Genomic DNA, 13,099 nt, shown 5'->3' on the forward strand with positions numbered 1-13,099 from the left:
GCGACGCCCCCTTTCCGAGACAGGATAGAGATCCCGTTCATCCGAGCGTCAGATCCTGACTTCCTTCGGCCAGAGATCGGCGACCACCTGCTTTGCCTTGTCGAGCTGGGCCTGGGAGGCGAAGCGGACCTGCTTGTAGGCTTCCGGCGAGGGCAGCCGGTCGAGGATCGCCTTGGGCACGACGCCCTGGTCGAGCATGCTGCCGAAACGCATCGGATGAGCGTAGCCGGCGAGAAAGCCGAGCTGGCCTTCGTCGCTGAACAGGAATTCCTGCCAGAGGCGCGCGAGGTTCGGATGTGGGGCGAAGGCACTGATGCCCTGGACATAATAATTGCCGAAGGGCGCGCCGTCCTTCGGGACGATCACCTCGAACGGCGTTCGGCCGGCTTCCTCGTCGCGGATCGTCAGGTTGAGATAGTCCCAGCGCAGCGCGATCGGCGTCTGGCCGCTGACCATCGTGCCCTTGTCCGTCTGGGCCGGGTTGTAGTTGCCGGCGGCGGCGAGACGCGCGAAGAATTCCACGCCCGGCGTGATGTCGTCGAAGCTGCCGCCATTGGCGAGCGACGCCGCCATGACCGCCGCGAAGGCCGAGCCGTCGCGCATCGGGTTGCCGCCCATCGCGACCATGCCGCGATAGTCCGCCTTCAGCAGGTCTGCCCAGCTCTGCGGCACGGTGCCGACCACCGCCTTGTTCACCGCGAACGAGATGATGCCGTAGTAGCAGCCGGTAAAGCGGCCATCGGCGTCCTTCACCGAATCCGGAATCTCGCCGAATGTCGCGACCTTGTAGGGCGCGAGCAGCCCTTCGGAAACGGCCTGCCGGGCGAAGGACGGGGCGAGGTCGAGACTGTCGGGCGCGCGATCCTGACCCTTGAGGCTGCGGATGGCCTGCAGTTCCTCGGCGGAGCTGCCCTCGGGATTCGTCGGGTTGACCTCGACGCCATATTGGGCTGCGAAGTCCGTCATCAGCTTGCCAAACACCCAATTGGGGGACAGCGCAATGGTGTTCAGCACCTTCTCGCGCTGGGCAGCTGCGACGAGATCAGCGAGCGGCGCCGGGCTTGCGAAGGCCGGTCCGGACATTCTCGGATTGAGCAGGGCGGCGCCCAGCGCGAGGGAGCCGCCGCCGAGCAGCGCACGCCGGCTGATGGAGAAGGAGGCCATGTCGGTTCCTTTGACGATCGTCGTGAATGATATCGGTCGGTTCCGCCGAGGCCTCGACCTGGCGTCGAGGGATCGTTCGGATCGCGGGATACGCCTATCACCGGCTCCATGAAGGCATCATGACATGAACGCGACAAGCATCTGACTTTGCGTGATAATATTCGCCATTCTTCCTAAATCACCGGTTGGTTACTGCATCCCGTTGAGGCATAGGAAGAGGGTCCGGCACGGGGCCGGACGAACCGGAGCGCGAGAGTGACCAAGATCGCCGTGATTGCCGATCCGCATATCGGGGTCGGGAAGCCGCATTTCGTCGACAACTGGAAGCGAGCCGTGGCACATGTGAATGCCCGCGCCCCGGTCTTGACCGTGATCCTCGGCGACCTGACCTTCGACGGCGCCAATTCCGAGGCCGATTGCGCCTTCGCCCGCCAGGCGATTGAGGCGCTGAAGGCGCCCTGTCTGGTGCTACCGGGCAATCACGATATCGGCGACACCGACCGGGCGAGCGGGCAACCGTCCAATTCCGAACGGATCGCACGGTGGACCCGTCATTTTGGCGCGGACCGCTGGTTCAGCGACGCGGTTCCCGGCTGGCGGCTGATCGGAATCGACAGCCAGATCCTCGGTACCGGGCTGGCAGAGGAGACGGATCAGTGGGCCTTCCTGGAGGACGCCTTGACAAGCGGCGACAGGCGGCCCGTCCTCTTCACCCACCAGCCACTCTTTCTGAAGCACTGGGACGAGGGGGACCGGCCGTATTGGGCGATCGCGGGCGAGCCGCGGCGGCGCTTGCGCGAACAACTGACCCGATCCGGAGCGGTTGCGGCGGTATCGGCCCATATTCATCGGGCTCTGGCGCTGATCCATTCGGACGGGCCGTCCATCATCTGGGCTCCGGCGACCAGCTTCCTGACGCGCGATGTTTCGATGCCCGCCCAAGACGGCACCGCGCTGACCGGCGTGACATTCCTCGACCTCGCCGAGGCCGGCCTTTCCGTCGGCTTCGATCCGATTCCAAGCCTTGAGACCTTCTATATCGAGGATTTCAACGGCACGCTCTATCCGGCGCCCGCGCGATGAGTTGGTTCAGCTTTCACGGCGGGCACAGCGGCCAATTCTGCGCGCATGCCAAGGGTACGCTCCGCGAGGTCGTCGAGCGCGCGATCGCCCTTGGCTTCACCCACTACGGTCTCAGCGAACACGCGCCACGCTTTCGCGATGTCGACCTTTATCCCGGCGAGGAAGCGCTTGGAACCACGGGCCTGGAGCGAGCCTTCCAGGCCTATGTCGCCGAAGCCATCGCGCTGCGCAGCGAATATGGGGACCGGATCGAGCTTCTGATCGGTTTCGAGACCGAAACGTTGCCGCCGGTTATATGGCCCGACACGATGCGGAGGCTGCGGGAGGAAAACCCGTTCGACTATATGGTGGGCAGCGTCCACGACATTGATGGCCGATGGGTGGATTTCAGCCGGGCGGAGACCGAGCGCCTGAAGGCCGATCTCGGCGGCCCCGAGGCCCTGCATCTCGCATGGTTTCAGCAGATGACCGCCATGGTCGAGGCGCTGCGCCCCGAAGTCGTCGGCCATATCGACCTCATTCGCAAGTTCGAGCCTCGGGGCTTCGCCTTCGGTCCTCGCGCCTTGCTGGCCGCCGAACGGCTTCTGGAGGCCGTCCGTGCGACCGGCGGCGTTCTCGATCTCAATTGTGCTCCGGTTCGAAACGGCTACGGGGCGGCCTATCCCCAGCCGGCCCTTCTGGACATGGCGGAGCGGATGGGCGTCGGGGTTACCCTTGGGGACGACAGCCACGGGCCCGAAACGGTCGGGGTCGGACTCGAGGCATCGCTGGCCGCAGCCGCCACGGCGGGCTACCGATCGATCCAATGCCTCAGCGCCAAGCGCGGCTGGGAGACGGTGCCAATCGAAAGGGTGTCGCGGCCATGACACCTCCACCCGATGGGGAAACGCCGATGCCGCGCCGTCGCGCGCGCCGCAGGCCCGGCGTCGTCGCACCATCCGGAACGGGGCGGCCCCGAAAATCGGCTTCCAAGCGGCAGGGCTCCGCGAAGGCGGCGGCCCCGAAGCCGCCCGGCAAGCCACGTGATGCCGACGCAACCCGTGCCCGCGTCCTGGCAGCCGCCGTGGCCGAATTTGCTGCCAAGGGCCTGATGGGCGCCCGGGTCGCCGAGATCGCCGACCGGGCGGACGTCAACAAGCGCATGCTCTACCATTATTTCGGCAGCAAGGAGGATCTGTTCCAGGCCGTCGTCGAGACCGTCTATCTGCAGATCTGGGAGGCAGAAGCGGCGCTGGAACTCGATCTATTTCCGCCGGACGAGGCCCTGCGGCGGCTGGTCTCCTTCACCTGGGACTATTACCTCGCCCATCCCGAGTTCATCACGCTGCTCAACAGCGAGAACCTGAATGAAGCTCGGTATTTCGGGCGGTCGGAGATCATCGAGGCCGATGCGCGTCAGTCGAACGACCTGGTCCAGAAAATTCTGGAACGAGGCGTCGCCGCCGGCATGTTCCGCCGCAGTATCGATCCGATCCAGCTCAACATCACCATCAGTGCCGTTGGATATTATTACCTGACGAACCGCCACACCGCCTCGATCGTCTACAAGCGAGACATGATGTCGCCGGACGCACTCGCCGCGCGCCTCGCCTTCAACATCGAATCGATCCTCGCCATGGTTCTTGTCTGACGGCCGGGCTGCCCGTCGAACCCGCCTCGAAACGCAGCCAGGAATCCAAGTCGGCGAATCCTCGGATTTCATCGATATGGTTGGCCGGGTCACGCAACGTCCACGAGCATCATCAGCGCCGCACCCGAATTCCCATAGGTGAACGGCACAGCGGCTGGCGCCCCCGAGTGCGATCTGCTCAACTCAGGGAAGATGGAGACCGACATGCCCTTCAGCGACCCGAATCATCCTCTTTGGGAGGTGCCCAATCTGAAGCGCGCCCTTCACGCTGCGGGGGTTTCGCTTTGGTCATGGGCTGTCGAAACCGACGCTTTCGCAATGGACGAGCTGGGTTTCGGACTTTGGGGCCTGCCGCCGACGCATCGGGTGACCTTCGAGGATCTGTCCTCCAGGATACACCCCGCGGACCGTGACCGGGTGCGGGCAGCGTTCACCGCGACGCGCGCCATCGTCGGCTCCTACGAGATAGACTTCCGAATTCTCCGCGGCGAGGAGATCCGCTGGATTTCGGCGCGCGGCCTCGGCAATGATGAAGGGCTGCACAAAGGGCAGATGTCCGGTGTCTTCCTGGACGTCACGGGACGCAAGCAGGCCGAAGAAGGACACGAACTCCTCGCCGGGGAAATGAGCCACAGGGTGAAGAACCTGCTGGCCATCGCCAGTGCCCTGACGACGATCACATCGCGCTCGACGGCGACGGTCCAGGAGATGGCGAAGGATCTGACCGGCCGCCTGGCTGCGCTGGGCAGAGCGCATGACGCGGTTCGTCCCTTGCCGGGACATCAGGGCCGCGCCGCCCTGCTCGGCGATATCATCGCAGTGCTCCTGGCTCCCTACGATGACACAAGTGCCTTTAGCGGACGAATTCGCGTCGCAGTTCCCCGCATGGGAATAGGCGAACAGTCCGCCACAACCATCGCCCTCGTGATCCATGAACTGGCGACCAACTCCTTGAAATACGGCGCTCTCTCCACTGAATCCGGGATGCTGGATATCTCCGGAACGAACACGGACAGCGAAGTCTGCATCGTCTGGACGGAGAGGGGCGGCCCATTGGTCGAGCCGCCGACGGACGAAGGCTATGGCAGCAAACTGCTCAATCGAAGCGTGACCGGCCAGCTTGGCGGCACCATGAAGACCGACTGGTCCGAGGAAGGCATCATCGTCACGCTGACGATGAACGCCAAGAAGCTCTCTGCCTAGTTGTTCGATACCCGGCCAAGCCCTCTCCAAGTCGCCTCCGAAGGCCGCGAAGCCCCTGGCCGCCTTCATCACTCCGTTCGCGTATCCCATAGCTGACGCTCGGCCGTGTCACTGGCGTTGGTGCAAAAGCCGTCCCCTGCTGAAATGGCGAACATGAAGGCCGGGAGCAGATCGGCCGCCAATTCGATGTCGGTTCATCGGGTTAGCGTCAGGCTTCGCTGTGAATCCCCGCCGAGAGGCGAAAAGAGATGCGCCGGCAGGCCGCTTTCAGAGTCCTGAGCGCCGCGTCCTGGCGGTTCTCGCGGTTGTGCCGGTTCACATAGGAGATGATGATGCTCGCAGCCGCCTGGTTGTCGATGCCGACCACTGGGCAGCAGATGTCGGTAATGCCGACGAAATCGCGGCTGTCATGCATGTCATAGCCGCGCGCGGCTATCGCATCGAGCCGGGCGTCCAGTTCGGCGGGGTCTATCGGAACTTTGGCGTGGGCGAGGCTTTCGGCGACCATCCGGTCGCGCACCGGCCGCGATTGATGCGCGATGATGACATTGCCTGAGGTCGCGTCGACGGCGAGCCGCTGATAGCCGAGCTTCAGCGTGAAGGACATGTCGGCGCCGCCCGGCACCACGGCCGTCACGACGGTGAAGCCGTTATGGACGACGACCAGATGCGGCGACTGGCCGATCTGCTCGGCAAGGTCCGCCATTTCAGGCAAGGCGACGGCCACGAGGTCGCGCACGCGCGGCGTATGCAGGCCGAGTTTGAAAAGCCGGTCGGTGAGCTGGTAGCCGTCGGTCACCGGATCGCGCTCGATATAGTCGCGTTCCTGCAACGCCATGACCATCCGGAATATCTCGTTCTTCGAGCGGGACAGGCCCTCGGCGATCGCCTTCAGCGTCATCGGTTCGTTGTTCGCCGCCAGCAGTTCGAGCACGTCGAGCCCCTTGGTGAGGGCCGGTGCGGAATAGGCCGGTCGATCTGCGGGTTTCTGCGTCAGTTCGGTCATCGCCACCTCTTTCCCCGCGAGCTTAAGCAGGATCGAACCGCTCCGCCACAGTTTCTTATTTGAACTTGACACCAAATATAAAACCGACATGATGCCGTCATAGAACAATCCAGGTGGGACGATGACGGACTTGAAGGCCGTGGGCGCGCGAGCGCTTTCACGAGAGCCCCATGCTGCGCGCCGGCCCAGAGTGGAGCCGCGGCGCCACAGCATCTTCACGACGGTGGACCTTGCCCGCGACGGCAAGCAGATGGGCTATTTCCATGTGCCGCAGTCTCCCCATGACGATGCCTGGGGAACCGTCCGCGTACCACTTGCCGTGGTGAAGAACGGCGAGGGCCCGACCGTCCTGATCGAGGGCGGCAATCATGGCGACGAATATGAAGGGCCGATCGCGCTCGGCGAATTCCTGCGCCAGATCGACCCGGCCGAGATCACCGGGCGGATCATCGCCATCCCCGCCATCAACATCCGCGCCGTCGAGGCGGGCCGACGCACCTCGCCGGTGGATGGCCTCAACTTCAACCGATCCTTCCCGGGCGACTTCGACGGTACGCTTACCCGCCAGATCGCAGCCTATGTGAATGACTGCCTCTTCCCGGAGGCCGACTACTTCCTCGACCTTCATTCGGGCGGCTCGTCGCTCATGATCCTGCCGAGCGCGATTATCGAAAGCGGCACGACGCCGGAGAACCATCGCCGCAATATCGAGGCGACGCTTGCCTTCGGCGCCTCGACGGTCGTGATGGTCGACAATCTCGGCGAGACGCGCACCTCGACGGCCGCCGCGAACCGCCAGGGTCTCACGGTAGTCGGCACGGAGATGGCCGGCGGCGGCCTTGTCAGCCAAGGCGCACTGGCGCTCTGCCGGCGCGGCATCCGCAACGTGCTGATCCATGCCGGGGTGCTGAAGGGCGAGATCGATCTGCCGCCAGACGCCAACAGCCGCATTCTCAAGGTGGCCGGCGGCCCCGCTTACATGATTGCGGAGGATGAAGGTGTCTTCGAGCCACTGACACCTCTCGGCGCCGATGTGAGAGCCGGCGATGTGGCTGGACGCATCCATTTCCTGCATCGGCCGGAGCGCGAGCCGATCGTTCTGCGACACGCGGGCGACGGCGTCGCCTTCGCCATGCGCCAGCCGGGCAAGGTGCGTCCGGGCAATTGCGTCTATGTGCTCGCGACCGACTATCCGGCGGAGGAATGGTCGTGACGAGCCTCGACGCCGTCTTCGCCGCGCAGGAGCGCGTCCAATCTCTGGTGCGGCGCACGCCTGTGCTGCATCTCGACCGCGACGTCGTGCTGGGGATGGGCAATCCCGTTTCGCTGAAGCTCGAGAGCCTGCAGGTCACGGGCTCGTTCAAGTTTCGCGGTGCGCTCAACCGGCTGCGCACGATCGACCCCGCGCAGTTGGCGGGGGGCCTCGTCGCTGCATCAGGGGGCAATCATGGCCTCGCCAATGCCTTTGTCGCGCGTCTCGCCGGGGTGAAGGCGACGATCTATCTCCCGGAGAACGCCGCGCCGATCAAGGCCGAGAAGCTCCGCCGCCTCGGTGCCGAGGTACGCTTCGCCGGTTCGGTCTGGGACGAAGCGCATGCGGCAGCCTCGGCCGAGGCCGAGCGCATCGGCGCCTTCTATGTCCATCCTTTCTGCGACGAGGCGGTCGTGACCGGCCACGCGACCGTCGCGCTCGAACTCGTGGAACAGCTCCCCGATGCGGACTGCTTCATCATCGCGGTCGGTGGCGGTGGGCTGATCTCGGGGCTTGCCAGCGTCGTCAAGGCGCTGCGCCCCGGGGCGCGGGTGATCGGCGTCGAGCCGGTCGGATCGCCGACGCTGAAGGCCTCGTTGGACGCCGGTCGTGTGGTGCGCCTGCCGCGGGTGACGACGCGGGTCGCGACCATGGCTTGCGGCCGCACCGACGAGCGGATCTTCGACACGGTTCGGGCTCAGGTCGACGACATCGTGCTGATCACGGACGAGGACATGCAGGCCGCCGCCGAGGTCCTCTGGTTCGACTATGGCGTGGCGGCCGATCTTTCCGGGGCGGCGTCGCTTGCGGCGCTGCTTTCCGGCGCCGTTCGGCCCGCCAAAGGAGAGCGGATCGCCGGCCTTGTCTGCGGTGCAGGTACGGACGGGATTTTCCCGTCCTGAGCCGTCGCTTGCCGGAGCCTCGACGCCCCGGCAGCGCAAGAATCGAGACGGCGTAAAGCCGCGCGAGTGAACCCGACAGTCTTTCAGAGGAGAAGATCCATGACCAAGAAGCTAACCGCCGCGTTGATCGTCGCGGCTGCGCTAGCCGCTTCCGCCCCCGCCTTCGCAGAGGAGCCGGTTCTCGGCCTGGCGGCGATCGACCTGCAGAATTCCTTCTTCGTGCGCATGAAGGAAGCCGGCGACGTGGCTGCCAAGGACTATGGCGTCAAGACGACCTGGCAGAGCGCCGAGGGCAGCCTGGAGAAGCAGGTCGCCATCATCGAGAACTTCATCAACCAGAAGGTCGCGGCCATCCTCGTCGATCCGATCGACAAGAACGCCGTCATCCCGGTGCTGAAGAAGGCCGCCGAGGCGGGCATCCCGGTCATCACCATGGGCAACAAGGTGGAAGCCGGCACCAATTATTCGACCCTCTATCCCGACTATGACAACATGTCGGTCGTGGCCGAGGCGCTCGGCAAGTCGATCGGCGGCAAGGGCGAGGTCGCGCTGCTCGTCGGTTCGCGCGGCAATTTCGTGTCCGATACCCGCGAGAAGGGCTTCGTCGATACGATGGCCAAGAAGTTCCCGGACATCAAGATCGTCGGCATTGAGCCGACAGGCTGGGATGCCGCCAAGGCCACCAACGCGGCGCAGACCTGGCTCACGACCTATCCGGACCTGAAGGGCATTGGCTGCATTTCCGACAGCCTCTGCCTGGCGGCGGATTCGGTGGCGAGCGCTCTCGGCAAGAACCTCCTCTATGGCGGCTATGACGGCGACGAGGAGATGCATGAGCTGATCGACAACGGCAAGCAGGTCATCGACGTGCTGACCGGCGCCTATCGCGTCGGCTACTGGAACATCGCGGTCGCTGCTCGCCTCGGCAAGGGCGAGAAGCTTCCCTACGATCTCTATATGCCGACTTATTTCGTGACCTCGGACGCCACGGCCGAGAAGCTCAAGGCCGACGGTCTGACCTTCCCCTACATCAACACGGCCAAGGCCAAGATCGAGTCCAAGAACTATACCGAGCAGCTCGGCCCGAGCCTGCCGGCTTCGGCGATGACGTCGGCGAAGTAGGCTTCGCCCACAAAGGGAGGCGGCCTCCTTGGCGGCCGCCTCCCGACTTTCTCCATCGGTTTCCGAAGCCTGCGCGAGCCCTTCCCGGGCTGCGCCGAGAGAGCGGACATCGGCATGACCTTCGACAAAGTCTCGGCCCTGATGCGACGGAACGAGCCGGTTCTGATCCTCCTGCTGGTCCTGGCGCTTGCCCTCTTTGGCCTGATCGATCCGCGCTTCCTGGGTTTCGACAATCTGTCGAGCATTGCGCGGCAAAGCGCGGTGACGGCCATCGTCGCGTTCGCGATGACGGCCGTGATCATCGCGCGGGGCATCGATATTTCCGTGGGCTCGACACTCGCCGCCGCCGGCATCGTCGCGGGCCTCGCCTTCCAGGCCAGCGGTTCGGCGGCGATCGGCATCCTGGCGGGTCTGATCGCGGGTGCTGGCATCGGCATCGTTAACGGCCTCCTGATCGGCGTTGCCGGCATCTCCCCCTTCATCGCGACCCTCGCCACCATGGCCGCCGGCCGGGGGCTGGCGCTCAGCCTTTCCGGCGCTTCCAGCATTCCGGTCGCCGATCCCGCCATTCTCTTCCTGGGCGCGGGCGATGTCGCCGGCGTGCCAGCCTCCGTCATCGTCGCCGCCATCTGCCTGCTCCTCTGGCAGTTCGTCCTGTCGCGTACCGTCTATGGCCGCTGGATCTATGCCGTTGGCGGCAATGCCGACGCGGCCCGGGCCTCGCTGGTCCCGGTCCGTGCGATCCGTATCTCGGTCTACGGCCTCGCCGGGCTCTTTGCCGGCCTCGGCGCCATCCTGACCATCGGCCGCCTCGGCTCGGCACAGCCGCTGGCCGGGACGGGACTTGAATTCGTCGCCATCACCGCGGCGATCGTAGGCGGCACCAAGCTCTCCGGAGGTCAGGGATCCGTCTACGGCACGGCGCTAGGCGCGCTGCTGCTCGGCGTCATCAATACCGGCCTATCCTTCCTGCAAGCGCCGCAGACGATCATATATTTCATCACCGGCGGTCTGATCCTGGCGGCCGTGCTGTCGAGCCAGCCACAGGCGCTGACGGCGCTCTTCCGCCGTGCCGCCGCCCGCGCCGCGCGCCATGGCGGCAATGCCCAGGGGCCGTCCGCCTCCACGACCCACAGCCTCAGCCTTGTCTCGGTCGGCAAGAGCTTCCCGGGCGTCAAAGCCCTCGACGCGGTTTCGTTCTCGATCCGGGCGGGTGAGGTCGTGGCGCTGGCCGGCGAGAATGGTGCCGGCAAATCGACACTGGTGAAATGCATTTCGGGCGTTCAGCGCCCGGACGAGGGCGAGATCGTCATCGACGGCAAGGCCGTATCCTTCGCCTCGCCGCGCGACGCCATCGGCGTCAGCGTCATCCACCAGCATTTCAGTCTGTCGCCGGATCTGACGGTCGTCGAGAACCTCTTCGTTGGCCGCGAACCGCGCACGGCGCTCGGCCTGCTCGACCGGGCGAGGATGGAACGCGAGGGCCGCCGCGTGATGAGCGAGCTCGCCCTCGACATCGATCTCCACGCGCCTTTGCGCTCGCTCACGGTCGGCCGGCAGCAGATGGTGGAGATCGCGCGTGCCGTGCTGTCCGAAGCCTGGCTCTTCATCATGGATGAGCCGACCAGCGCGCTTTCGAACCGCGAGCGCGACCAGCTCTATGGCGTCATCCACAGCCTGAAGGCCAAGGGCGCCGGCATTCTCTACATCTCGCACAAGATGGAGGAGATCTTCAGCCAGTGCGACCGCGTCGTCGTCCTGCGCGACGGACGCTTCATCGGCGAACGGCCGATCAGAGAGACGAGCGAGGCGGAGATCATCTCCATGATGGTCGGCCGCGATGTCGGCAATGTCTTCCCGCATGTCGAGGCCAGGATCGGTCGCGTCGCGATCGAGGTGAAGAACCTTTCCTCCGGCCGCCTGCTGAAATCGGCTTCGCTCAGCGTGCGCGAGGGCGAGATCGTGGCGCTCGCCGGACTGATGGGGTCCGGCCGCTCGGAGGTGCTGCGCGCCATCGCCGGGCTCGACCGGCCGGATGGCGGCGAGGTCAGGATCTTCGGCGAGACGCATGGCCGCGGCGATGCCCTGGCGGCCAGCCGGTCGGGCGTCGTCTATATTCCGGAAGATCGCCACCTCGAAGGCTTCGTCGGGCCCGGCACGATCCTCGACAATCTCTCGCTCGTCTGGATGCGGGGCCATTCGCGCTTCGGCCTGCTGCCGCGCCGCCGAATCGCCGCACTGGTCGACGGATTGATCACAGCCCTCGGCGTGCGCCCGGCACAGCCCGGCAAGCGCGTGATCGAGCTTTCGGGCGGCAACCAGCAGAAGGTGGTCATCGGCAAATGGCTGGCGACCGGACCCAAGGTCATCCTGCTCGACGAGCCCACCCGGGGCGTCGATGTCGGCGCCAAGTCCGAGCTGCACCGTCTCATCGCGGGGCTCAAGGAGAAGGGCGCCGCCATCCTGATGGTGTCGAGCGAGCTTCCGGAAGTCCTCGGCGTAGCAGACCGCATCGTCGTCATGCGCGAGGGCGTCTCGGTCGGCGAACTGCCGCGCGGCGCCGGCGAAAAGGACGTCATGAACCTCGCCTTCGCCAAGGCCGCCGGCCCAGCGGCGGGTGCGGACACCGGCGCTTCCCTGGAAATCCTTTCCCGAAACGGCCTCCCGGCCACCCCCTGAGCACAGACGGAGATATCATCGTGACCAAGCTTCGCATTGCCCTCGTCGGCGCCGGCTTCATGGGCCAATTCCATGCGCAGGTCGTGGCCGAGAGCGACGTGGCGGAACTCTCCGCCGTCGTCGATCTGAACGCCGCCGCCGGCAAGCCGATGGCCGAGCGTTTCGGTTCCACCTATGTCGCCAGCATCACCGACGCGATCGAGAAGAACGTCGCGGACGCCTATATCGTGGCGCTCCCCGACAAGCTGCACCGCGACGCGGTCTGCCAATTGCTGGAGGCCGGCAAGTCCGTGCTGGTAGAGAAGCCGATGGCCCATACGCTGGAGGCGGCGCGCGCGATGGCCCTTTCGGCGAAGAAGGGTGGCGGGCGGCTGCTTGTCGGCCATATCCTGCGCTTCGACCCGCGCTATTGCGAAGCCGCCGCTGCCGTGAAGGCCGGCCGGATCGGCGAGCCGATCCACGCGACCTCGGGCCGCTTCACCGTGCGCGACATCGGAACGCGCATGAACGGTACGTCCTCGGTCTGCTTCTATCTCGGCGTCCACGACGTCGATGCATTGCAGTGGATCTCGGGTGCCGACGTGAAGACCGTCTATTCGCGCTCCGTCTCCAAGCTGATGCCCTCGCTCGGAGTCCAGTCCGAGGACGCGATCTTCTCGACCTGCGAACTCACCAACGGCATGACCGGCCAACTTTATTTCGGCTGGAGCCTGCCGTCGAACATTCCGACCGGCATCTGGGCGCGCACAGAGGTGATCGGCACCGAGGGCGTCATCGATCTCGACGTGCGCGATCACGGCCTGCGCATGCTGTCGCGCGGCTCCTGGAGCCTGCCCGATGGCCTGCATTGGCCGACGACCAATGGCCACATCACCGGCGATCTCTTCGAGGAGGTCCGCCACTTCGCCACCGCCGTCCGCGACGACAAGGACTTCATCCTGACGATCGACGAGGCTATGCGGGCCGTGGCGGTCAATGACGCGATCCTTCGCTCGGTCCAGTCCGGCGTCCAGGAAACCGTCGAGGACTGGCGCATCTGACGTTTCGCGGATCCCGAA

General features: G+C 65.4%; 11 protein-coding genes. 9 read left to right on the plus strand and 2 right to left on the minus strand.

Annotation, left to right across the window (positions count from 1 at the left end):
• Positions 1-48 precede the first annotated feature (48 nt).
• Complete coding sequence (locus OSH05_RS04700; RefSeq protein ID WP_104217343.1) at positions 49-1,164, minus strand: ABC transporter substrate-binding protein; 1,116 nt, start codon at positions 1,162-1,164, stop codon at positions 49-51.
• 255 nt (positions 1,165-1,419) lie between these two features.
• Between OSH05_RS04700 and OSH05_RS04705 the strand changes: the two genes are divergently transcribed.
• The 4 genes from OSH05_RS04705 to OSH05_RS04720 all read left to right on the plus strand — a co-directional run bounded on the left by OSH05_RS04705 (position 1,420) and on the right by OSH05_RS04720 (position 5,080).
• Positions 1,420-2,247: a metallophosphoesterase family protein gene (locus OSH05_RS04705; RefSeq protein ID WP_104217342.1), complete on the plus strand. Its 828-nt coding sequence runs from the start codon at positions 1,420-1,422 to the stop codon at positions 2,245-2,247.
• The gene (locus OSH05_RS04710; protein ID WP_104217341.1) at positions 2,244-3,113 is read left to right on the plus strand and encodes a histidinol-phosphatase; all 870 of its coding nucleotides are present in this window, start codon (positions 2,244-2,246) and stop codon (positions 3,111-3,113) included. The genes OSH05_RS04705 and OSH05_RS04710 overlap by 4 nt, the downstream gene beginning before the upstream one ends.
• 26 nt (positions 3,114-3,139) lie before the next feature.
• Entirely contained in the window at positions 3,140-3,877 is a 738-nt protein-coding gene (locus OSH05_RS04715; protein ID WP_104217340.1) for a TetR/AcrR family transcriptional regulator, read from the plus strand.
• Between the two features lie 204 nt (positions 3,878-4,081).
• Positions 4,082-5,080 (plus strand): sensor histidine kinase, encoded by a 999-nt coding sequence (locus OSH05_RS04720; RefSeq protein ID WP_104217676.1) that lies wholly within the window; start codon positions 4,082-4,084, stop codon positions 5,078-5,080.
• A 208-nt stretch (positions 5,081-5,288) separates the two neighbouring features.
• Here the strand turns inward: OSH05_RS04720 and OSH05_RS04725 are convergent, their stop codons facing one another.
• Positions 5,289-6,086: an IclR family transcriptional regulator gene (locus tag OSH05_RS04725; RefSeq protein ID WP_104217339.1), complete on the minus strand. Its 798-nt coding sequence runs from the start codon at positions 6,084-6,086 to the stop codon at positions 5,289-5,291.
• Between the two features lie 121 nt (positions 6,087-6,207).
• On the opposite strand from OSH05_RS04725, the gene OSH05_RS04730 reads away from it, so the two are divergent.
• From OSH05_RS04730 to OSH05_RS04750, 5 genes are all read left to right on the plus strand, one after another.
• Entirely contained in the window at positions 6,208-7,299 is a 1,092-nt protein-coding gene (locus OSH05_RS04730; protein ID WP_104217338.1) for a succinylglutamate desuccinylase/aspartoacylase family protein, read from the plus strand.
• Positions 7,296-8,240: a threonine ammonia-lyase gene (locus OSH05_RS04735; RefSeq protein WP_266352060.1), complete on the plus strand. Its 945-nt coding sequence runs from the start codon at positions 7,296-7,298 to the stop codon at positions 8,238-8,240. Before OSH05_RS04730 ends, OSH05_RS04735 begins: the two co-directional genes overlap by 4 nt.
• A 99-nt stretch (positions 8,241-8,339) precedes the next feature.
• The gene (locus OSH05_RS04740; RefSeq protein ID WP_104217336.1) at positions 8,340-9,362 is read left to right on the plus strand and encodes a sugar ABC transporter substrate-binding protein; all 1,023 of its coding nucleotides are present in this window, start codon (positions 8,340-8,342) and stop codon (positions 9,360-9,362) included.
• Positions 9,363-9,476: 114 nt separating this feature from the next.
• A complete protein-coding gene (locus OSH05_RS04745) occupies positions 9,477-12,041 on the plus strand; it encodes an ATP-binding cassette domain-containing protein (protein WP_104217335.1) in 2,565 nt (854 codons plus the stop codon).
• Positions 12,042-12,061: 20 nt separating this feature from the next.
• Positions 12,062-13,081 (plus strand): Gfo/Idh/MocA family protein, encoded by a 1,020-nt coding sequence (locus OSH05_RS04750; protein WP_104217334.1) that lies wholly within the window; start codon positions 12,062-12,064, stop codon positions 13,079-13,081.
• The last annotated feature ends 18 nt before the right edge of the window (positions 13,082-13,099 follow it).

Source organism: Kaistia algarum (assembly GCF_026343945.1).
GTDB lineage: Bacteria > Pseudomonadota > Alphaproteobacteria > Rhizobiales > Kaistiaceae > Kaistia > Kaistia algarum.

Excerpts from the sequence above, each read along its gene's own strand:
- OSH05_RS04700 (WP_104217343.1), bottom strand. The coding sequence starts at position 1,164 with ATGGCCTCCTTCTCCATCAGCCGGCGTGCGCTGCTCGGCGGCGGCTCC.
- OSH05_RS04710 (WP_104217341.1), top strand. The coding sequence starts at position 2,244 with ATGAGTTGGTTCAGCTTTCACGGCGGGCACAGCGGCCAATTCTGCGCG.
- OSH05_RS04715 (WP_104217340.1), top strand. The coding sequence starts at position 3,140 with ATGCCGCGCCGTCGCGCGCGCCGCAGGCCCGGCGTCGTCGCACCATCC.
- OSH05_RS04720 (WP_104217676.1), top strand. The coding sequence starts at position 4,082 with ATGCCCTTCAGCGACCCGAATCATCCTCTTTGGGAGGTGCCCAATCTG.
- OSH05_RS04725 (WP_104217339.1), bottom strand. The coding sequence starts at position 6,086 with ATGACCGAACTGACGCAGAAACCCGCAGATCGACCGGCCTATTCCGCA.
- OSH05_RS04730 (WP_104217338.1), top strand. The coding sequence starts at position 6,208 with ATGACGGACTTGAAGGCCGTGGGCGCGCGAGCGCTTTCACGAGAGCCC.
- OSH05_RS04740 (WP_104217336.1), top strand. The coding sequence starts at position 8,340 with ATGACCAAGAAGCTAACCGCCGCGTTGATCGTCGCGGCTGCGCTAGCC.
- OSH05_RS04745 (WP_104217335.1), top strand. The coding sequence starts at position 9,477 with ATGACCTTCGACAAAGTCTCGGCCCTGATGCGACGGAACGAGCCGGTT.